Genomic DNA, 21,265 nt, shown 5'->3' on the forward strand with positions numbered 1-21,265 from the left:
TCCGAATTTCGGTAAAGTGGAATATTTTCGCGAAGGTAGATTGACAGAGGGCGACACAGAGGAGGTCCCGTAGCCCGGATGGAGTGCAAGCGTAATCCGGGAAGGTACCGAACGCTGGGCCGAGCAGCCCCGGATGCACTCCGCCCGATCCCGCCATGTGATATTCGCCCGGCCCTTGTATCCATTATCCCAGTTGCCATCCTCACGCACTTTGCCTTACATGCCCGCCAAACCCGGCCGCGGATGACGGCCGGGGCTCAAAAATCACAAATTGGCAAAGGGACGAGGCATGGCGCGTAACATCCTGATTCTCGGGGCTTCCTACGGCTCCCTGCTGGGCACGAAGCTGCTGATGGCGGGACACAACGTGACCTTGGTCTGCCGCGCCAAGACCGCGGAGCTGATCAACCGCGAGGGGACCGAGGTGCGCATCAAGTTGCGTGACGAGGCGGTTCACCGCGCCATCTTCTCGCGCGACCTGCCCGGCAAGCTCGACGCCGTGACACCCGCCAATGTGGACTTGTCGCGCTACGACATGGTCGGCCTTGCGATGCAGGAGCCGCAATACACCAACCACACGGTGCGCGTTCTCATGGTCAGGATCGCCGCGGCGAAGCTGCCGTGCCTGTCGATCATGAACATGCCGCCGCTGCCCTATCTGAAACGGATTCCCTCGCTTGCAGACATGGATCTCGAGGAGGCCTACACCAACGCGCAGGTGTGGGAGCGCTTCGAGCCGGGGCTCGTAACCCTGTGCTCGCCCGACCCGCAGGCGTTCCGTCCGCCGGAAGAGGCTGCGAACGTGCTTCACGTCGGTCTGCCCACAAATTTCAAAGCATCCGTGTTCGCCGACGAGAAGCACAACAAGGTGCTGCGCGAGCTCGAAGCCGACATCGATGCGGTGACCCTCGACGGCCACGACGTGCCGGTGAAGCTGAAAGTGTTCGATTCTCTGTTCGTGCCGCTGGCGAAATGGTCGATGCTGCTGACGGGCAACTACCGCTGCATCACGCCACACGAGCCGCAGTCGATCCGCGACGCCGTGCACGGTGATCTCGCGCGCTCGCAGACGATCTACGAGCATGTCGACGCCATCGCCCGGCGTCTGGGCGCCGATCCGCAGGATCAGGTGCCGTTCGCGAAATATGCCAAGGCCGCCGAGAGCCTGCTGAAGCCGTCATCGGCCGCACGCGCGGTGGCCGGCGGCGCGCCCTTCATCGAGCGCGTCGATCTGCTGGTCAAGCTGATCTCGCATCAGCTCGGCGCGCCCAATGCAGAGATCGACCGCACGGTCGAGACCGTGGACCTGAAGCTCAACGAGAAGATCGTGCAGGGCGGATCGGGCGCGCTGTAACACCATCGGCGCGGCAGGCCTTGCTGCCCGGAATTGCCACATCGATCGCGATCAGGCGCAATTCGGACCGTCCCCGGGACGCCACCGATTTGCGCAAACATCGCATCCATGCGAGTTCTAGCCATGCGAGTTGCCGAATTATCCGCCGCGCGACGGGCCGGCAGGCGGTTCCGCAGGTTCCCGACCGGCGCGCAATCGTCAGATGGAAGGCAGAAGAACAAGTAGTCGAAGATGGATCAGGCGACGTTGCAGGTCGTTCGCGCCGTGGAAGCCGGCGCAACGACGATAAAGGGCGTCATTGACGCGACCGGCTTGTCCCGCCTCAAGATCGAGCGCGCATTGAACGCACTCGAGAAACAGCGGCTGCTCGTTCGCGATAGCCAGGGGTTCAGGGCAGCCGGTCGAACTGCGCCGCCGCCCACCCGGCAATGCGGCTCGTGCAATGCCTGCTGCGACATCCTCGAAGTGGCCGGCGTCGACAAGCCGGTAAACCAGCTGTGCAAGCATTGGCAGACAGGCACCGGGTGCACCATCTACGAGCGCCGTCCCCAGATGTGCCGTTCATTCGTCTGCGCCTGGCTGCAAGGCCATCTCGACGACGACTGGTTCCCGGCGAAGTTGGGCATCATCGTGCATTTCAGCCAGGACGCCGTGAACGTGACGGTCGATGACCATTGCCCCGACCGCTGGCGCGAGGAGCCCTATTTCAGCAAGCTCGCCGAATGGTCGCTGAACGGCATCAAGCGAATCGGAAATCGCGGCTACGCGACGCTCGTCGTCTCCGGCGCCGACCGGTTCCTGCTGCTCGGGCGCACCGTCGTTCCCGAGCCGACGCTGTTCGGCACCGCGTTCCTGCCGCTCACCGCCGACACCTTCCGATTCTGGCGGGCGAAATCCCCGGAGCATTTGCAGCGGCTGCACGAGCGCATCGCCGAAATCGAGCGGATCAGGCAGGAATTCGGCTCCTGCGCCATTCCCTCGAATGAGGACGACGATCCACAAGCCCCCTATCGGCCCGCACTTCTACGTTTGTCGCGTCACGCCTGAACTCCGCCGTGGGCAACGGACCATGATTTCCGCCGTGGCGCTCGACGCGCCGCGGCCGGGTTGATAAGCCCCTGTCCGCGAATGATGGGACTTGAGTCGGGCATGACGGTTGCGATCGAGATGGGGCAGACCACGGCGGGCGCCGCGGCGGCCATGGACCTCGAGGAACTGCTGGCGACCCGCCTCCTGGTGCAGGGCAATTCGGGCTCCGGAAAATCACATCTGCTGCGGCGGTTGCTGGAGCAGAGCGCGCCTTGGGTGCAGCAGGCCATCATCGATCCCGAAGGCGATTTCGTCTCGCTGGCGGAACATTTCGGCCATCTCGTGATCGAGGCCGAGGATCACACCGAACGCGGCCTTCAGGTTGCCGGCGAGCGCGCGCGGCTGCATCGCGTCTCCACCGTGCTCAATCTCGAAGGGCTCGACGCCGAGAACCAGATGCGCCGTGCCGCGGCCTTCCTTGGCGGACTCTTCGACGTCGGGCGCGACCATTGGTACCCGATGCTGGTGGTGGTCGACGAGGCGCAGCTGTTTGCGCCTGCGGTCGCGGGCGAAGTCTCTGACGAAGCGCGAAAGCTTTCGCTCGGCGCGATGACCAATCTGATGTGCCGCGGCCGCAAGCGCGGGCTTGCCGGGATCATCGCGACCCAGCGGCTGGCAAAGCTCGCCAAGAACGTCGCGGCCGAAGCGTCGAACTTCCTGATGGGCCGCACCTTCCTCGACATCGACATGGCGCGCGCCGCCGACCTGCTCGGCATGGAGCGGCGGCAGGCCGAATCCTTTCGCGATCTCGAACGCGGACAATTCATGGCGCTCGGCCCCGCGCTGTCACGCCGGCCGCTGCGTTTGAACATCGGCGCGACCGAAACCCAGCCGCGCAATTCCACGCCGCGGCTGATGCCGATGCCTGAAGCGGCACTCGAAAATATGCGCGCCGTGATCCTCGCCGCGCCGCCGCCCGATGCCAGCCGGCCGCAGCGCCGGCCCGCGCCCGATCTGCTCGAGCAGCTCCGCGCCGCGAAGGCTGCGGCACCGGAGATCGGCCCCGACATGATCGAGGTCCCGGTCAGTGCCGAGGAGCTCGCCGAGCGGCGCGAGCGCGTGGATCGGACCCTTCGTGCCGTACTCGCCGCACCCGATGCCGGTTTCCGCGCGGTCGGCGTGCTCTACCAGGAGTTCGTGGTCCGCTGCCGCATCGAGGGCCTCGGCTCGGCGGTGCCCGACCTCACCGAATTCCGCCGCATGCTGACACGCGCACGCGCCGGGCTCGGCGCCGAGCATGCCGAGGACGACGCCTGGCAGGATGTGTCGCTCCGCGCCTCGATCCTTCCCGAGGACATGCAGGGCGTGTTCATGATGATCGCGCGCGCGGCGAAAGAAGGCTGGCCGTGTCCCGGCGACGCCGCCATCGCACGTGCCTACGGCTCGCATTCGCTGCGCCGGGCGCAACGCCTGCTCGGCTACATGGAAGAGCAGGGCCTGATCGTCTGCCAGCTCGACGGCGCCGGCCGCAGGTTCGTGACGCTGGTGGAACTGGCCTGGGCCACCGCGCCGGGCGATCCCAACGCCGACGATCTGCCGGCTGAGCAGGTCGCGAGCGCGGCGTCGGCTTGAGCCAGCGGATTGTCGATCAGGCCGCTTCGGTGGCCTCGGCGCCGATAGGCGCATCCGCCGCGCGCCGCCGCTCAACTGCAAACATGCGCCGATAGAGCACGACCGAGACGAGCCAGGCGATCACGAACAACGCGACCACGGCGAAGCCGACATTGGCGAGCGAGTCGTTGAGCGCGTCAACCAATGCCCACACGCCGCCGGTCAGGCCGAGCCGGTCCGCGATCAGCCCGAGCGCCTCGATGCCGCCGATCAACAGCGCCACTGCCACGGAAGCCCCTGTGATCGTGAGGTTGTACCAGAGCCTTCGCAGCGGATCGACAAAGGCCCAGCGATAGGCGCTCACCATCAGTGCCGAGTCGGCGGTATCGACCAGCGCCATGCCCGACGCGAACAGCGCGGGGAAGACCAGGACATCGGCAAACGAAGCGCCGCGCGCGGCTTCGCCGGCGGAGATGCTGAGCAGGCCGATTTCGGTCGCGGTGTCGAAGCCAAGCCCGAACAAAAAGCCGAGCGGATACATGTGCCAGGGTTTTGTCACCAGGCGGAACATCGGGCCGAGCAGCCGCGCCAGAAGGCCGCAATTGGCAAGCAGGGCATCGAGGCCCTCGGCGTCGTCAATCCCCTGCTCCCGTGCCGCGCGAAACGTCCGCCACAGGCCGGCGAAGATGACGAGATTGATGGCCGCGATCACCAGCAGGAACAGCGCCGACACCGAGGTGCCGATGAAGCCGCCGATCTCCTTGAGCAGGCTGTCGCCACCGAGGCTCACGACGCCGAGCGCGAGCAGCATGGTCGCGACCACGACGATTGTGGAATGGCCGAGCGCGAAATAGAGGCCGACGCTGCGCGGCGCGCCGCCGGCCTGCATCTGTTTGCGCACGACATTGTCGATGGCGGCGATGTGGTCGGCATCGACGGCGTGGCGCAGGCCGAACACCCAGGCGAGCAGCGCGGTCGCCATCACCGTCGGCCGATCACCGAACGCCGCGAACGCCCACGCCCAGGCCCCGATGTTGGCCGCGATCAGCCCGCCGAACAGCAGCACCATTCCGGGCTCGACCGCCCGCAAAGATAATTTCGTCACGACAATCATTCCGTCTGCTGCACGCCACATCGCACGAGCGGTATGATCTTTTCATAAGATGGTCATACTGACCAGTGCAATCCCGGAGGGGGCGGCACGGTTCTGCAGCAGTGCTTGCGGCCATCCTTCGAGACGCCCGCTGCGCGGGCGTCTCGAACCATGCAGGCCATGATGGCGCTATGCCGCCTCGGAGCCGCCGAGATAAGCGTCGCGGATGCGCGGATCGTCCTTCAGCGCGCGGGCGGAGCCGGAGAGAACGATCTTGCCGGTCTGGAGCACATAGGCCTCGTGCGCGATCTCGAGCGCGAGGCTGGCGTTCTGCTCGACCATGAAAACCGAGACGCCCTCCTGGTTGATGGTGCGGATCAGCTCCAGCACGCGGTCAACGTAAAGCGGCGACAGGCCCATGGTCGGCTCGTCCATCACGATCATCCTGGGACGGCTCATCAGCGCGCGCGCCATCGCGACCATCTGCTGCTCGCCGCCCGAGAGCGAGCCGGCGCGCTGCGACAGCCGCTGGCCGAGCTTCGGGAACAGCGTGAGCATCTTGTCGAGATCCTGCGCGATCGCCTCGCGGTCGTCGCGCACGAAGGCGCCCATCAGGATGTTCTCGCGCACGCTCATGTCGGCGAACAGCCGCCGCGCCTCCGGCACCGAGGCGATGCCGCGGCGGACGATCTGCGGCGTGGTCAGTCCGAGCAGCGAGGCGCCGTCGAAAGTCACCTCGCCCGAGCGTGGCTTCACCAGGCCCAAAATGATCTTCATCGTCGTCGACTTACCGCTGGCGTTGCCGCCGAGCAGGCAGACGATGTGGCCGCGCGGCACTGATATCGACAGGTCGAAATGCACCTGGGCCTGGCCGTAGAAGGTATTGACGTCGGTGAGCGCGAGCAGCGCATCGCGAGGCGAGTTCGTCATGCCGCGCTCTCCTGCTTCGTCGTCAGGCCGTGGCCGAGATAGGCCTCGATCACCTTGGGATCGCCGCGCACCTGTTCACCCGGGCCTTCCGCGATCTTCTTGCCCTCGTCCATGACGATGACGCGGTCGGAGAGGCGCATCACCATTTCGAGCTTGTGCTCGATCAGCAAGATCGTCAGGCCTTCGGCCTTCAGCTCGGCGACGAGCCCCTGCATCTCCGTGGTCTCGGTCGGGTTCATGCCGGCGGTCGGCTCGTCCAGCAGCAGCAGACGCGGCTTCAGCGCGAGCGCCCGCGCGATCTCGACGCGGCGGCGATTGGCGTAGGAGAGGCTGTAGGCCGGCTGGTCGATGCGCGGCAGCAGCCGTTCGCCGAAGCGCGCGAGAATGACCTTCACCTCTTCGCGCAAGCGCTCCTCCTCGGCCTTGACGCTGGCGGGGCGCAGCAACGCCAACCCCAATTCCAGCAATGGCCCGATCACCGGCACGGCCGGCTTGACCGCACGCAGCCGCGTGTGGGCACCGATCAACACGTTATCCATCACGCTGAGATTGCCGAAGACGCGGCCGAGCTGGAACGTGCGCGCGATGCCTGCGGCGGCGAGCCGCTCCGGCGAGACACCCGTGATGTCCAGTCCCTCGAAGCGAACCGTCCCGGCGTCCGGCCGGTCAAGCCCGGTCACGAGATTGAACAACGTCGTCTTGCCGGCCCCGTTCGGGCCGATGATGCTGATCAGCTCGCCCCTGGCGAGATCGAGATCGATGGCATCGACGGCGGTGAGGCCGCCGAAACGCCGCGTCAGCCCGCGCAGGGACAGCATGGTCGTGCTCATCACATCGTCCCCAACAAGCCTTGCGGTCTGAACCGCACCAGCAGCAGCAGCACGATGCCGTAGATCAGGATGCGATACTCCGCCGCGATCCGGAACACTTCCGGCAGCCCGACCAGCGCAACCGCTCCGACGATGGCCCCGACGACATTGCCGAGGCCGCCGAGGATCACCACGGTCAGCGCCAAAATGGATTGCTGCGTGTTGAAGGTCTCGTGGTTGATGTAAGAATAGAGATGCGCGGCGATGCCGCCACTGACTCCGGCGGCAAAGCCGCCGAAGATGAAGGCCAGCGATTTGTAGCGATTCAGGCTGAGCCCATAGGCGCGCGAGGCGATGTCGTCGTCGCGGATGGCGCGAAAGCTGCGGCCGAGATGGGAGCCGAGCAGGCGTCCCTGCAGCAGCGCCAGCACCACCATCACGATGAAGCTGAACCAGTAAATCGAAATCGGGCTGACCAGCTCATAGCCAAACAGCGACAGCGGCGGGATGCTGGAGATGCCGATCGGCCCGCGCGTGACGCTCTCCCAGTTCAGGATCACCAGCGAGACGATCTCGCCGATCGCGAGCGTCGCGATCGACACATAATGTCCGCGCAGCCGGAACGACGGCGAGATCAGCGCCGTGCCCAGCGCAGCACTCATCAGGCCGCCGCCGATGATGGCAAGGACGACCGGGATGGCGAACGTGAGCGATAGCAGCGCGGAGGTGTAGGCCCCGATCGCGAGCAGCGCGGCGTGTCCCAGCGAGACCTGACCGATCGTGCCTGCAACCAGGGTGAGGCTCAGCGCGAGCATGCCGAGCAGCCAGGCGTTGATCAGGGTCTGGAGCACGTAGAACGACACTGGCAACAGCGGCAGGATCGCGAAGACGGCGGCAGCGATCAGCAGAGCCCAGCGCGGAATCCGCACCGGCCGGCTCGGCGCGATGAAGGTGCCGGTGAGCGGCTCGGGCGGCGCCTGCCGGGCGCTGGCGAACAGGCCGTTTGGCCGCAGCACGAGCACGACGACCAGCAGCAGGAACGCGAACAGATTGCGGTAGCTGGTGCCGAACACGGCGACGCCGTAGCTCTCGACCAATCCGAGCAGCAGGCTTCCGATCACCGCACCCGGCACATTGCCGGCACCGCCGACGACTTCGGCGACGACGCCCTTGAGCGTCGCCTGCAGGCTCATCGCGGTGTCGATCTGGTTGTAGTACATGCCGACCAGCAGGCCGGAAACGCCGCCGAGCGCGGCCGCAATGCCGAACACGGCCTGATTGACGCGATTGACGTCGACGCCCATCTGCATCGCGGCGTCGCGGTCCTGCGCGGTGGCACGCACGGCCCAGCCGAGCTTGCTGTAGCGCAGGAACACGAACAGCAGCAACGCGCTGGTGAGGCCGACGCCGGCGATGAGGAGATCGAGCGGTCCGATCGTGCCGCCGCCGATCTGGAAGCGGATATCCGGCAACTGGCTCGGCAGCGCGCGCGGATTGGGCGAGAAGGTCAGCATCACGAGCTGATCGAGCACGAAGCTGATGCCTATGGTCGCCAGCAACGGCGCGATGCGCACCGAGTTTTGCAGCGGACGCAGCCCAAACCGCTCGATGATCAAGCCCACCAGCGCCGCCGCCACCGCGACCACGATGATGGTGAGCGGGAGCGGCGTATGCAGCTGCACCACCGCGACCCAGCCGATATAGGCGCCAACGAGATAGATCGAGCCTTGCGCAAAGTTGATCAGCCGGCTGACGCCGAAGATCAGCGCGAGCCCGACCGCAACGAGGGCGTAGACGTTACCGACGATCAGCCCGTTGATCGTGTAGTCGAGCCAGGAAGACACGCAGAAAATCCCCTCAGGTCGGCTTGCCGTCCCAGAGGGCGAACTGGCCCTTGCGCACGACGAGCTCGGCGTTCATGGCGCCCTTGACGCGCCGGCTCTCGACGTCGAACGTCGCCTTGCCGAAGATCACGCTCGAGACGTCCTTCACTTTCGTGAAGGCGTCGCGGATCGCGCGCCGGTCGGCGCCGCCGATCCTCACGACGGCGGCCGCCATGTTCATCGCGTCATAGGCGTAGGCGTTGAACGCGTCGGGCTCCACCCCGTTGTACTTCTTCTTGAAGCCCGCGATGAACGTCTGCACCTCGGGGCGCGGGTCTTCCGGGAAGTAGCGCGTTCCGACATGGACGTCCTCGACCGCATCGCCGCCGAGCTCCAGGAATTTCGGCGAGTAGACCGAGCTAGCGGCGCAGATCACCTGCTTCAGCCCGACCTGGCGCGCCTGGCGCGCGATCAGCGCACCGTCGGAATAATAGGAGATCAGGATCAACCCGTCCGGATTGGCGTCGCGGACCCGCACCAGCGTGGAGCGGAAGTCGCGCTCCTCCGCGATGTAGCCTTCGGTGACGGCGATTTCGGCGCCGTGCTCTTTCGCGGCCTTGACGAAATAGTCACGGCTGGTACGGCCCCAATCGGTGTTGAGGTGCAGCACAGCGAGCTTCTTCAGGCCGAGACGTTTGACGGCATAGGCCGCCAGCAGCGGCTGCTCGTCGGCCTGACTGACCGAGGTGCTCCACATGAAGTCGCCGCCCTTGGTGAAGTCGGGATGCGAATTGGTGAAGCCGAACTGCACCAGCCCGCCGCGCTGATAGATCGGCGACGCCGCCATCGAGGCGGGACTGGAGAAGTCGCCGAGCTCCATGACGATCCTGGGATCGGAGACGAACTTCTGGGCGATCGCCACCGACTGGCGCGGGTCGCTCTGGCTGTCCTCGAAGCTGTAGGCGAGCTTGCGGCCGTTGATGCCGCCCGCCGCCTGAATCTCGTCGAGCGCGAGATCAAAGCCCTGCTTCCACTGCGTGCCATATTGCGCGTTCGGGCCGGTCAACGGACCGCTGACGCCCAGCAAAATCGGTTCGGACGATTGCGCAAGCGCGGCGCGCGAGAAGGCCGCTCCCGCCATCATGCCGGCAAGCGAGCCCTTGACCAGGGTACGACGATCGATGTTGCTCATGGACGGCTCCATCCTGTCAGGTGTTGAAACAACCAGCAATTTCCATGCCGGTGAGATTGGCTATTTCGAGGGCTCGCCGAGCGACAGCATCAGCCGGTTCGCCCAGTTGAAGAACGACGCGCCGTTGATGACGTCGACGATCTCCGCATCGTCGAGACCGGCGCGGCGCAGCTCATCAATATTGTCGGGGCCGAACGCGATCGGCGTTGCGGCCAGCGCCACCGAGGCCTTGACGACTGCATTCCAGCGCTCGCCGAGATCGGCGCCAACGCCCTCGTCGAGCAGCCGCTGCACATCGTCGCGGCGCTTGGAATAGGTGCTGGCGAAACGCGCATGTACGGAGGCGCAGTAGATGCAGCCGTTATAGCGCGAGGTCGCAGCCGCCGCGAGCTCGCGCTCGGCGCGCGGCAGGCCGTCGGCAACGTTGTAGAAGATGTCCTTGTCGGTCTTGGTGCGGGCTTCCAGCACCTCGGGATCGCGCACCAGCAGTCGGAAATACTCGGACTTGGAACGGGAGCGATCGACCAGGCCGGCGAAATGCCGCTCGGTCAGCTCAGTCTCGGGCAGCGGATCGATCCACGACACCCAGCCCAGTTCATCCTGGGTGAAGACGACGGGCGGATTGACATCGTTTGCAACGTTCATGATGCAGCCTCCTTACGCGCCGGCCGCGGCGTTCGCGGCGCGCCCGAGCGAGGCACCCAGCACGCGCAGTCCGGTGACAACGCGCACCTGGAACGACAGGAACGCAACGAGCTGAGAGAACGTGACGATGCCGGTGTTCGACCAGCCAGCGGCGAGCAACGCCCTCATGTCGGCCGCGGCCGCATCGCGCGGGCGGAACACCAGCAGATGCGCATGCTCGAACGCCGCAACGAGCCGATCCCCGAGATCGGGCTTGCGCTCCGCGCTGACGCGGTAGATCAGGCCGGGCTTGTTTTCCACCGAAAGCGGTCCGGCCGGAAAGGCGCCGTAGGGGCCCGAGGTCTCGCCCCGCGCGATTTCGACATCGACCGCTTCGACCAGGCGCGCGCCATCGGCGGTCGCAGCTAACTTCGCGCGATAGAAGGCAGCTACAGTCGGCTCGCGGTGAAGGCCAATCACGAAGAACGCGACTGCGGCACGCTCGACGAGCGAGACATCGCCGGCGTCGAGCGGCTCGAACAGAGAGAGATAGCTCTTCTGCGCATTGTCGCGCGCCTGCACGCGCTTGGCGCGAATGCGGTCCAGAGCCGAACCCGGTTCGATCCTGGCGAGCGTGTCGATGATATCTTTCGTAGCCATCATTCAACCTCTTGCAGCCTCGTGCAACGCGATTGCGTTCATTCCGACTATCCCGCCAGCGCCACGTCGGGCGCTGTCCGCGCCCAGCCCAGCGCCGGCGCGACCTTCTCCGCGACCAGCTCGATCGAGCGCAGGATGTGGGGATGCGGGGCATCGACCGAATGTGCCTGGAAGACGAGATCGGTCACCCGCTCCAGGGTGGCGTCGGCCCGCAGCGAGGCGATGACGTCGTCGGCCGCGCCGACGTGGGTGTCGAACGCCGCGATCATCTCCTCCAGCGTCTCGCCCGGCTTGGCGTGGCCGCCCTTGAGGAATTGCGGCAGAGCGCGCCGCAGGCCGATATCGGCAAGGCGCATCGCCTCGGTCCGGTCGTCGGCGACGAAGACGGTGCGCGAAGCCATGATGCGGGGCTCGCGTCCCGGCGGGAGCGCTTCGAGATAGGCATCGATCACCGGATTCTGAATCTCGGCCAGCGTTGCCTTCGGCGCCTCCTTGGTCCGGGGCTGGGTACGCGACAGCAACAGGCCATCGCCTGCCTTGCCGGCACGCGCGCCGCCCGCCACAGAGAACGTCGCCTGCCAGATCCGGTTGTCCAGTTGCGGCCGCTGTGGATAGAGCGTGTCACCACCGTCGAGCGGCTTGCCCACCAGCGCGGTGCGGACAACCTCGAGATTGCGCGCAAAGATCTCGTTGCGCTGGGCGCTGTCGAGGCCGAACGCGGCAAAGGCCGAGGGATTGCCGCCGGTGCCAACACCGAGCTCGAAGCGACCGTTGCAGAGCAGATCGAGCACCGCGGCGTCTTCCGCCACCCTCACCGCATTCTCCAGCGGCAAGGTGACGATGCCGGTACCGAGCCGGATGCGCGAGGTTTGGGCAGCGACGTAACCGAGGAAAGTAAAGGGCGACGGCAGACCGCCCTCGCGCTCGTGGAAATGGTGCTGCGCGATCCACGCGGAATCGAGGCCCGCCTTCTCGGCGCGCACGATCTGCTCGGCCGCGAAGCGATATCGGTCGGCCGGCGGGGCCTCGTCGAGAAGCCGCGTGAAAAACCCCAGGCGTTTCAGGTTTGCTAAGCGTTTCATACGACCCCTGTCGGACGAGGATGGGCCCCGATGATGTCGGTTGCCGCAGCTCCAGACAAGCGGGCATTGCGCAGGGCTCGTACGCAAGCCTGCCCGCCGGGATCGCCCTGAGCTGAACTTTGGCTGGGCAGACTGCCTACCAGCTCGGCAGTACCGCGCCCTTGAACTTGGTCAGGACGAACTCCTTGACCTCCGCGGTGTGGTAGCTGTCCACCAGGATCTTGACCCAGGGCTTGTCCTTGTCGACCGTGCGAACGGCGATGAGATTGACGTAGGGACCCTTCGGATCCTCGCGCAGGATCGGATCCTTGACGGGATCGAGGCCCGCCTGGGTTGCATAATTGGTGTTGATCGCCGCGGCGTCGACATCGTCGAGCGCGCGCGGCGCCTGCGCTGCGTCGACTTCGATGAACTTCAGCTTCTTGGGATTCTCGGTGATATCAAGCACCGTCGGCTTGAAGCCCGTGCCGTCCTTCAGCTTGATCGCGCCCTTGTCGCGCAGCAGCAGCAGCACGCGGCCGCCATTGGTCGGATCGTTTGGGATCGAGACCTTGCCGCCCTCGGGGATGTCGGCGAAGGCCTTGTGCTTCTTGGAATAGACGCCGATCGGAAAATTCACGGTCAGGCCGGCGGCTTCGATCTTGTAGCCACGGTCGGCCTTCTGGTTGTCCAGATAAGGCTGGTTCTGGAACGAATTGGCCTGGATCTCGCCTGCATCGAGCGCGGCGTTCGGCACGACGTAATCGGAGAATTCGATGAGCTGGATGTCGAGACCCTGCTTGGCGGCGATCGGCTTCACGGCCTCGAAGATCTGGGCGTGCGGCCCCGGCGTCACGCCGATCTTGATGGTCTCGCCTGAAGCGGCGGCCGACCAGGCGGCGAGCACGGTCGCAAGGATCAGGGGGAGGCGAAACGACATCTTGGTCTCCATGGCTTGGCAATGATTGGAACCGTATTCGCTTCTCCGCAGCGCGAAATCAATGAAATTGAAATCCATATTGGCCTGCTGGAGCGGACGACGCTTCTCCGTTCGTCCGCATGGGGGGAACGAATGCACCTGCGCAAGTATGAGGCGCATCACGGCAAAACGGCACGGATCGTTGGGCCCAGGCCGCTGGAGCGAAGCGCAATCCGGAGCGCCGCCTGCCGCGGCCGGACTTATCCTGGTTTGCGCTCGGCCCCATCCGGGCTTCAGACCCCTCCCCGCACGTTCGTCATTTCGCCGCATGGTTTTCTCACCCTGTCGGCATTGCCGCCTCGCCCTTGATGAAACATGATGGGCCTTGGCCGGTGACGACTTGTCCGTGAAGTGGGGATCATCCGATGAACGAGAACGAAATCCGCAAGTCCATCGCTGAGGTGAAGCAGGGCAAGCTGTCGCGACGCTCGTTCATGCAGACGATGGCTGCGATCGGGATCGCAGCGCCCGTCGCCAGCCAGATCCTGGTCTGGAACGACGTGGCGATGGCGGACGCCACGCTGCCTTACAAGCCGACCAAGGCCGGCGGCGGCGGCCCGCTCAAGATCCTGCTCTGGCAGGCCCCGACGCTGCTCAATCCGCATTTCGCGCTCGGCACCAAGGACCAGATCGCCTCGCGCGTCTTCTTCGAGCCCCTCGCCGGCTGGGACAAGGAGGGCAACCTCGTCCCCTGCCTCGCGGCCGAGGCCCCATCCAAGCAGAACGGCGGCCTTTCGCCGGACGGCCTGAGCGTGACCTGGAAACTGAAGCAGGGCGTGAGATGGCATGACGGCAAGCCCTTCACCGCCGATGACGTCGTTTTCACCTGGCAATACGCCTCGGATCTCGCCACGGCGGCGTACACCACCGGTTCCTACAAGGACATCACGGTCGAGAAGATCGACGACCATACCATCAAGGTGCTCTTCAAGGCCCCGACCCCGTTCTGGGCCGATCCCTTCGTCGGCTCGGTCGGCCCGATCCTGCCGAAGCATCATTTCGGCGACTATGTCGGCGCGAAGTCGCGCGAAGCGCCCGGCAATCTGAAGCCGGTCGGCACCGGTCCCTACAAATTCGTCGAGTTCAAGCCCGGTGACTTGATCCGGGCCGAACGCAATCCCGACTATCACGTCAAGAACCAGCCGCATTTCGACACGCTGGAGATCAAGGGCGGCGGCGATGCGGTGTCCGCGGCGCGCGCCGTGCTGCAGACCGGCGAATACGATTATGCCTGGAACATGCAGGTGGAGGAGGAGGTCCTCAAGCGCATGGAGGCCAGCGGCAAGGGCAAGCTCGACGTCACGCCCTCCGGCAACGTCGAGTTCATCATCCTCAACACGACGGACCCGTGGACCGAGGTGGACGGCGAGCGCTCCAGCCCCAAGACCAAGCACCCGACGCTGTCCGATCCTGCCGTTCGCCGCGCGATCAACCTGCTGATCGACCGCGACTCGATCCAGAAGTTCATTTACGGGCGCGGCGGCATCGCCACCGCGAGCTTCGTCAACGCACCCAAACAGTTCAAGTCGCCCAAGCTGAAATACGAGTTCGACGTCGACAAGGCCAACAAGATCCTCGATGAAGCCGGATGGGCCAAGGGCGCGGACGGCCTCCGTGAGAAGGACGGCAAGAAGCTCAAATTCGTTTTTCAGACCTCGACCAATGCGCCGCGTCAGAAGACGCAGGCCATCATCAAGCAGGCCTGCCAGAAGGCCGGCATCGAGATCGAGATCAAGGCGGTCACGGCATCGGTGTTCTTCTCATCCGACGTCGGCAATCCCGACACCTACTCGAAGTTCTATGCCGACATGGAGATGTACAACACCACGCAACCGCAGCCCGACCCGGAGCGCTTCCTGAACCAGTGCGTCTCTTGGGAAATTTCCAACAAGGACAACAAATGGCTCGGCCGCAACGTCTCGCGCTGGTCCGATCCCGAGGCCGACAAGGCCTACAAGGCTGCACAGAACGAGCTCGATCCCGTCAAGCGCGCCGCGTTGCTGATCAAGGTCGACGAAACTTTTTGCGAGGCCAACGTGTTCCTGCCGCTTCTATCCCGCAACATCGTCAACGCAGGGGTCAACAACCTCATGGTCGACATGTCGGGATGGGACGTCACGACTTGGAATCTGGCGAGCTGGTACCGCAGCTGACGCCTTCCAGCTCAATCCTTGTAAGCTCAATCCCTGCCGGCGAATTGACGGTCGAGGTTTGACGCCGTGTCGGCGCTTCTCAGCCGTTTCATCAGCTCATCCCTCTCCTTACCGTCGGGCAACGACTCGGCCCTTTCGCGGATGGTCCTGGTGAACTCCGCAAGCCGCTCTTGAAGAGTGGTGGTTTGCTGAACGCGACGCCGCCTGAGCACGATCGGGTCTCCATGTCATGGCACCATGCGGTGCCCTTCTGGATTGCCAATGATAAGAGCGGGCGCAGCCATGTCTGTATCAAATGATATAGTTCAAGCCATTTGGTGCCGACGCCCTTTGTTCACATGTGAACAGTCGGAGCTGCCTTCCGCTGATGGTCCGGAACGAACAGGACGGCTGTTTCATTGACGCTGCGAGACAGCACGGACGCGCCATGGGCAAGATACTGATCAGCACCGCCGTCGTGAGCCTGGCGCTCATCATTGCCTTCGCGGTCTATGTCATCACTCTGTGAATTGCCGAAGCCAATGATAGTGCGGCTCGGAAATCACCCGCACGCGCAGCAATCCACCAGCAGGTCCCAGATCCGCTGCGCCTCGCCCGATGCGCGGGTCTCTAACCCCTTCTCCGGGTTGGACTGCGAGTAGCCCGCCACCGGGGGCGCTTCGCGCGGCACAATCCATCTCTGGGAGATCGGATCGTACCATTTTCCGATAATCGTTTCAGTCACGCCGCTCGACTCACCGATATGATTCTGGGCGGAGCCACGGCTCACGGGCTTCGTCGAATCCCATTCACCGCGCCTCGCCCATTTTACAAATCGGCTCCTTGCCGGATCGTTCCTGCCGCGGCTCAGCCCGGGCGTGCCGGATGAAGCGTACGGGGATGCCGCTCGTGCAGCAGCCGCGCGAGCTCTTCCCGCTCCGCAGGCCGTCCCTTCATGGCGGTCTCGAACAGCGCTTCCTGGATATCGCGCGGCATGTCGCCCCACACGTCCATCGCCGCCCGTCCGAGCAGGCTCGCAAGATGATCCGCACCATCGCTCATTCGGCTCTCCTGATCTGGTCACGGGAATGGAACAGCTGCGGCTGTGCGGCGTTCCAGTTCCATCATTGTGAAAGGAGACGTCGTTTATGGGATTCTTCACCAAGGACATCAAATCGATGGAAGACCTGCTGCTGCACGGGCTGCAGGACATCTACTACGCGGAACAGCAGATCCTCAAGTCGCTGCCGAAGATGATCGACAAGGCGACCAACAAAGACCTCGTCGCCGGACTGAAAGCTCATCTGGAAGAGACCAACAAGCAGGTCGACAGGCTCGGCAAGGTGTTCGCAAAGCTCGGCAAGGAGCCGAGCGGGACACACTGTCCCGCCATCGACGGCATCATCAAGGAGGCCGATGAGACCGAGGGCGAGATCGAGGACAAGGCCGTGCTCGACGCCGCGATCGTGGCCAACGCACAGGCTGTCGAGCATTATGAAATGTGCCGCTACGGCACGCTGATCGCATGGGCAGAGGAGCTTGGACACGACGACATCGTGCGCTTCCTCACGACGAACCTGAACGAAGAGAAGGCCGCCAACACCAAGCTGAACACTGTGGCGCTTCGCAAGGGCGTCAATGCCAAGGCGTCCAGCGCCGCTTGATCGAGACGTACTGGGCGTGGCGGCCCTGCTCGCAGGGCTGCCACTTTCTCGTCGCACGTTCGGTCAGATGAACGGCTTGCCGCCGGTGACCGCAAGGGTCGCTCCCGATGTGTAGCTTGAGAGCGGATCGGCGAGCATGACATAGGCGGTCGCGAGCTCGGCCGGCTGGCCGGCCCGTTGCATCGGCACCTGCTTGCCGAAATTCTTCACGGTGTCCTCCGCCATCGTCGACGGAATCAGCGGCGTCCAGATCGGACCCGGGGCGACCGCATTGACCCGAATGCCCTTTGCCGCCAGCATCTGGGCAAGCCCACCGGTAAAGTTTTGAATGGCGCCCTTGGTCGTGGCATAGGCCAGCAGGGTCGGATTCGGCATGTCGGAGTTCACCGACGCGGTGTTGATGATCGCCGCTCCCGGGCGCATGTGGGGCACCGCAGCCTTGGTGAGATAGAACATGGCATGGATGTTGGTCTCGAACGTCCGCTGCCATTCCTCGTCGCTGATATCACCGATCTCCTTGAACGTGTCCTGATGGGCCGCGTTGTTGACGAGGATGTCTATTGCGCCGAACGCCTCGACGGTGCGGGAGATGATCGCGCGGCAATGATCGGGATTGCGGATGTCGCCGGGGATCAGGACGACCTTGCGTCCTTCGCGCTCCACCAGCGCCTTCACCTCGGTGGCATCCTCGTCCTCGTTCAAATAGGCGATGACGATGTCCGCGCCTTCCCGGGCATAGGCGATCGCGACCGCGCGGCCGATGCCACTGTCGCCTCCGGTGATGATTGCCTTCTTTCCGGCCAGGCGCCCGGCGCCCTTGTAAGTCTCCTCGCCGTGATCCGGTCGCGGATTCATCGCGCGGGTCGAACCGGGCATCGGTTGCTGTTGCGGAGGATAAGGCGGTTTTGGATAGTCGGTCATGGAGCGGCTCCAGGGATTTGCTCCGCTAACGGAAAGCTTTCGGAAGCGTTCCTCGCCGTTCCATCACGCTTCCTGGCCAAGCCGCACGATGATGTCGTTCGGCAACAGGGCTGGCGCGTCGGCCGCGCCCAATCGCCACAGGCTCTCGCCCGCGACCAGCGCCGGCATGGGCAGTTCGCGGTCGGCGAAATTGGCAACAATCTGCAAAATATCTCCGTTCTCGGTCCGCCAACGGGCATCCAGGCCAGCCGTGCAAGTGTCCTCCCCCAGCAACTTGCAATGAGCCGACACGAAACCCCGTTTGATCAGCGGCACGATCTTCTCGCGCCGTATCTTCAGCAATTGGGTCGTCAGACCGCGAAACCTGGCGCTGGCGGGAGAGCGATCGATGTCCGTCCAATCGAGCTTCGATGCCTCGAAGGTTTTTTCATCGCACGGATCCGGAATTCTGGCGCGCATGTCGGGCGTCGAGAATGCCTTGAAGTGCGCGAACTCCTTGCGCCGCCCTTCCCGCGTCAGCTCGGCAGCTTCGCCGGACCAGTCCGCGAAGAACAGGAATGGCGTCTCGGCCGCGGCTTCCTCACCCATGAACAACATCGGAATATGCGGGTTCAAGAGAACCAGTGCCATGGCCTGATCCAGCTTCTCCGGACCGACCAGCGCGGAAAGCCGCTCCCCGAGCGCGCGGTTGCCGATCTGGTCGTGGTTCTGGGCGAAGAAGATGGTGGCCTCAGGCGGCAGATGCGCGCTCGGCTCGCCGCGCGGTTCGTCATGCAGCGGAAAGACTTCGCCCTGGTAGGCAAAGCCCTCGGTGAGCGCTCGCGCGAGATGTTCAAGCGGCCTGTCTGCGAAGGCGCGATAATAGCCTTCGTCCTCGCCCGTCAACAGGACGTGGAGCGCGTTGTGAAAATCATCGCCCCATTGCGCGTCATAGAGCCGGGTTCGCCCTTGAGCGCGGTCGAGCAGGCGGGCCTGATTGGCCTCGTTCTCCAGCATCAGATGCACGCGCCGGCCCGGCAGCTGACTGCGAACCGTCTCGGCAAGCTCGATGAGGAAATGGCGGTCGGAATCGTCCTTCAGCGCGTGAACGGCGTCGAGCCGCAAGCCGTCGAACCCGTAGTCGCGCAGCCACATCAGCGCGTTCTCGATCAGGAACTCGCGCACGAACGCGCCGTCGTGTCCCTCGAGGTTGACCGCAGGCCCCCAGCCGGTGCTATGGCGCGGGGTGAAGAAGCTTTCTGCATAGAGGTGCAGATAGTTCAGCTGCGGCCCGAAATGGTTATAGACGACGTCGAGATAGACCATGATGTCGAGCGCATGCGCCGCGCGTAACAGCCGCTTGAGGTCTTCCGGCCTGCCGTAGCGTGCATTCGGCGCGTTCAGCAGCACGCCGTCATAGCCCCAATTGTGCCGGCCGGGGACGTCATTGAGCGGCATCAGCTCGATCGCGGTGATGCCGAGATCGCGCAGATAGGGCAGCTTCTTCTCGATACCGGCATAGGTGCCTTCCTCGCTGAAGGTGCCGACATGCAACTCGTAGACCACGGCCTCCGCCCAGGGGCGGCCGGGATAGAGCACCGAGTCCCGGAACGCCGCAGTGTCCACCACCTCGCTCGGCGCCCCGACGTCGTCCGGCTGGAAGAACGCGGCAGGGTCGGGAACGACCAGATCTTCGTTAATCCTGAACTGATAGCGCGTGCCGACACGCGCGGTGGGGCTCAACCATTGGTACCAGCCATCCTCGTCGCGCGTCGTTCGAAGTGCCGGCCGGCCGGCTTCGAGCAATTCGACCGATTGCGCCGTCGGTGCCCAGAGATTGAAACAGACCCCTTGCTGGAGGCATCGAGGACCGTGGTGTCGCGCTTGCCCTGCCATTCCCAATCTGTGACTCAAAACTGGCCGCCTTTGCGTGCATGGCTGGAAGTTACGACACGCTTCGCGAAGCTCGATTTTACGATCGCTTAAGCATGCTCAGGACGTGAGAAGCCGAGATGCAGGCATTCGTTCCTCAGGCGAGCGCCGCACCCCGCGCACACGCTCTGTGTGCACTTTTGAACCGAGGACGAAAAACGTCTGTTCGGTGCGAAAGTTAGGAACGTTTGTTGCGGCGCGGAATTCAGGAATTGCGCTCCGTTGGGGAAGCGCAATTGGAATTCTAGAGATGGTTGGCAGAGGCCAGTGGTGTCCCTCGGGCCGGGCGGCGTGACGCATGCGGATCCTTTTCGCGACGCCCGAAGTATCAGACTTCATTCAAGTGGGTGGACTTGCCGCCGTCTCGGCGGCTCTCCCGCGCGCCTTGCGCGACTTTGCCGACGTCCGCGTCATCATCCCCGGCTACCCGGCCGTCCTGCGCGGATTACAAGACCTTACGACCGTCGGACGATGCCAACCTTTCGCGGCCCTTCCGGCCTTTGCCATCGATCTTGGGCATACCGCCGACGGCATGACCTATTACGTCGTCCGGTGCCCGGCGTTGTACGAACGAGACGGCACGCCCTATGCCGATGGCCGCGGAGCTGATTGGGGCGACAACAATGTCCGGTTCGCAACCTTCTCTTATGCCGCAGCGCAGGTTGCGAGAGGCTTGGTCGACAAGGATTGGGCCGCGGATCTCGTTCATGCCAATGACTGGCAATGTGCGCTGATCCCCGGTTATCTGGAATGGCACTACGCGCACATTCCGACTGTGTTCACGATCCACAATCTCGCCTATCAAGGCGTCTTCGACCGCAGCTCGCTCGCGCCGCTGGGCATCCCAGAAGCGAGCTTCAACATCGACGGCGTGGAATTCTACAATCGCCTGTCCTTCATCAAGGCCGGCCTGGTCTACGCTTCCCACCTGACGACGGTGAGCCAGACCTATGCCCGCGAGATCACCACCGTCGAGTACGGCTGCGGTCTCGAAGGGCTGTTGCGGCAACGGGCCGATCGCAACCAGCTTTCCGGCATCTTAAACGGAATCGACGAGAGCTGGGATCCTCGCACCTGCCGCTCGTTGTTCCAGCCGTTCGGCGCCGGTGACTGGGCCGAACGGTCGTTGAATGCGGACGATGTGAGGGAACAGTTCGGACTGGCGGTCTCGAGAGGTCCCCTGTTCGCGCTCGTGGCGCGCCTGGTGCACCAGAAGGGCGTCGACCTCGTCATCGAGAGTGCGCAAGCGATCATCGACGCCGGCGGCCAGATTGTCGTGACAGGCAAGGGCGAACCGCAATTCGAGGAGGCGCTGCTGCAGGCGCAGGTGCGCGCGCCGCGCTCGATCGGCGTGAAGATCGGCTTCGACGACGCCGAGGCACGAAAGATATTCGCCGGCAGCGACTTTACCCTGATGCCGTCGCGCTTCGAACCCTGCGGGCTGAGCCAGATGTACGCCCAGCGCTTCGGCT

General features: G+C 64.4%; 20 protein-coding genes. 7 read left to right on the top strand and 13 right to left on the bottom strand.

Features of this window, described 5'->3' with window-relative positions:
• Positions 1-289 precede the first annotated feature (289 nt).
• The 3 genes from IVB47_RS23580 (at position 290) to IVB47_RS23590 (ending at position 4,015) form a co-directional block, all read left to right on the top strand.
• Entirely contained in the window at positions 290-1,354 is a 1,065-nt protein-coding gene (locus tag IVB47_RS23580) for a 2-dehydropantoate 2-reductase N-terminal domain-containing protein (protein ID WP_007595931.1), read from the top strand.
• Positions 1,355-1,585: 231 nt separating this feature from the next.
• The gene (locus tag IVB47_RS23585) at positions 1,586-2,401 is read left to right on the top strand and encodes a YkgJ family cysteine cluster protein (RefSeq protein WP_247464759.1); all 816 of its coding nucleotides are present in this window, start codon (positions 1,586-1,588) and stop codon (positions 2,399-2,401) included.
• A 102-nt stretch (positions 2,402-2,503) separates the two neighbouring features.
• Positions 2,504-4,015: an ATP-binding protein gene (locus tag IVB47_RS23590; RefSeq protein WP_247464763.1), complete on the top strand. Its 1,512-nt coding sequence runs from the start codon at positions 2,504-2,506 to the stop codon at positions 4,013-4,015.
• A 16-nt stretch (positions 4,016-4,031) separates the two neighbouring features.
• On the opposite strand, the gene IVB47_RS23595 is transcribed toward IVB47_RS23590, so the two are convergent.
• From IVB47_RS23595 to IVB47_RS23635, 9 genes are all read right to left on the bottom strand, one after another.
• Positions 4,032-5,063 (bottom strand): HoxN/HupN/NixA family nickel/cobalt transporter, encoded by a 1,032-nt coding sequence (locus IVB47_RS23595; RefSeq protein WP_247465294.1) that lies wholly within the window; start codon positions 5,061-5,063, stop codon positions 4,032-4,034.
• 213 nt (positions 5,064-5,276) lie between these two features.
• Positions 5,277-6,017: an ABC transporter ATP-binding protein gene (locus IVB47_RS23600; protein ID WP_247464766.1), complete on the bottom strand. Its 741-nt coding sequence runs from the start codon at positions 6,015-6,017 to the stop codon at positions 5,277-5,279.
• Positions 6,014-6,847 (bottom strand): ABC transporter ATP-binding protein, encoded by an 834-nt coding sequence (locus IVB47_RS23605; RefSeq protein ID WP_247464769.1) that lies wholly within the window; start codon positions 6,845-6,847, stop codon positions 6,014-6,016. Before IVB47_RS23605 ends, IVB47_RS23600 begins: the two co-directional genes overlap by 4 nt.
• On the bottom strand, positions 6,847-8,670 hold the full coding sequence (locus IVB47_RS23610; protein ID WP_247464771.1) for an ABC transporter permease: 1,824 nt from the start codon (positions 8,668-8,670) through the stop codon (positions 6,847-6,849). Before IVB47_RS23610 ends, IVB47_RS23605 begins: the two co-directional genes overlap by 1 nt.
• A 13-nt stretch (positions 8,671-8,683) precedes the next feature.
• Positions 8,684-9,841, bottom strand: coding sequence for an ABC transporter substrate-binding protein (locus tag IVB47_RS23615; RefSeq protein WP_247464775.1), 1,158 nt, complete (start codon positions 9,839-9,841; stop codon positions 8,684-8,686).
• 60 nt (positions 9,842-9,901) lie between these two features.
• A complete protein-coding gene (locus IVB47_RS23620) occupies positions 9,902-10,486 on the bottom strand; it encodes an alkylhydroperoxidase domain protein (protein ID WP_247287730.1) in 585 nt (194 codons plus the stop codon).
• Positions 10,487-10,498: 12 nt separating this feature from the next.
• Complete coding sequence (locus IVB47_RS23625; protein WP_247465296.1) at positions 10,499-11,125, bottom strand: CMD domain protein; 627 nt, start codon at positions 11,123-11,125, stop codon at positions 10,499-10,501.
• A 47-nt stretch (positions 11,126-11,172) separates the two neighbouring features.
• A complete protein-coding gene (locus tag IVB47_RS23630; RefSeq protein ID WP_027570462.1) occupies positions 11,173-12,207 on the bottom strand; it encodes a putative FMN-dependent luciferase-like monooxygenase in 1,035 nt (344 codons plus the stop codon).
• 136 nt (positions 12,208-12,343) lie between these two features.
• Positions 12,344-13,138: a MetQ/NlpA family ABC transporter substrate-binding protein gene (locus IVB47_RS23635; protein ID WP_027570461.1), complete on the bottom strand. Its 795-nt coding sequence runs from the start codon at positions 13,136-13,138 to the stop codon at positions 12,344-12,346.
• Between the two features lie 392 nt (positions 13,139-13,530).
• Here IVB47_RS23635 and IVB47_RS23640 point away from each other — a divergent pair, with 392 nt between their 5' ends.
• Positions 13,531-15,318: a peptide ABC transporter substrate-binding protein gene (locus IVB47_RS23640; RefSeq protein WP_247464778.1), complete on the top strand. Its 1,788-nt coding sequence runs from the start codon at positions 13,531-13,533 to the stop codon at positions 15,316-15,318.
• 367 nt (positions 15,319-15,685) lie between these two features.
• Positions 15,686-15,826, top strand: a complete 141-nt coding sequence (locus tag IVB47_RS23645; protein WP_155810080.1) for a hypothetical protein — start codon at positions 15,686-15,688, stop codon at positions 15,824-15,826.
• 33 nt (positions 15,827-15,859) lie between these two features.
• On the opposite strand, the gene IVB47_RS23650 is transcribed toward IVB47_RS23645, so the two are convergent.
• Together IVB47_RS23650 and IVB47_RS23655 are read right to left on the bottom strand one after the other, a co-directional pair.
• On the bottom strand, positions 15,860-16,042 hold the full coding sequence (locus IVB47_RS23650) for a hypothetical protein (protein WP_247401302.1): 183 nt from the start codon (positions 16,040-16,042) through the stop codon (positions 15,860-15,862).
• 122 nt (positions 16,043-16,164) lie between these two features.
• Positions 16,165-16,359 (bottom strand): hypothetical protein, encoded by a 195-nt coding sequence (locus tag IVB47_RS23655; RefSeq protein ID WP_027519884.1) that lies wholly within the window; start codon positions 16,357-16,359, stop codon positions 16,165-16,167.
• A gap of 86 nt (positions 16,360-16,445) precedes the next feature.
• Between IVB47_RS23655 and IVB47_RS23660 the strand changes: the two genes are divergently transcribed.
• On the top strand, positions 16,446-16,961 hold the full coding sequence (locus IVB47_RS23660; protein WP_247464781.1) for a ferritin-like domain-containing protein: 516 nt from the start codon (positions 16,446-16,448) through the stop codon (positions 16,959-16,961).
• Between the two features lie 63 nt (positions 16,962-17,024).
• On the opposite strand, the gene IVB47_RS23665 is transcribed toward IVB47_RS23660, so the two are convergent.
• Positions 17,025-17,882, bottom strand: a complete 858-nt coding sequence (locus tag IVB47_RS23665) for a glucose 1-dehydrogenase (RefSeq protein WP_247464784.1) — start codon at positions 17,880-17,882, stop codon at positions 17,025-17,027.
• 63 nt (positions 17,883-17,945) lie between these two features.
• On the bottom strand, positions 17,946-19,757 hold the full coding sequence (treZ, locus tag IVB47_RS23670; RefSeq protein WP_247464787.1) for a malto-oligosyltrehalose trehalohydrolase: 1,812 nt from the start codon (positions 19,755-19,757) through the stop codon (positions 17,946-17,948).
• A 334-nt stretch (positions 19,758-20,091) separates the two neighbouring features.
• On the opposite strand from treZ, the gene IVB47_RS23675 reads away from it, so the two are divergent.
• Positions 20,092-21,265, top strand: a 1,174-nt coding sequence (locus IVB47_RS23675) for a glycogen synthase (protein ID WP_247464789.1), incomplete at its 3' end; no start/stop codon positions are given.

The organism is Bradyrhizobium sp. 62, from assembly GCF_023073035.1.
GTDB lineage: Bacteria > Pseudomonadota > Alphaproteobacteria > Rhizobiales > Xanthobacteraceae > Bradyrhizobium.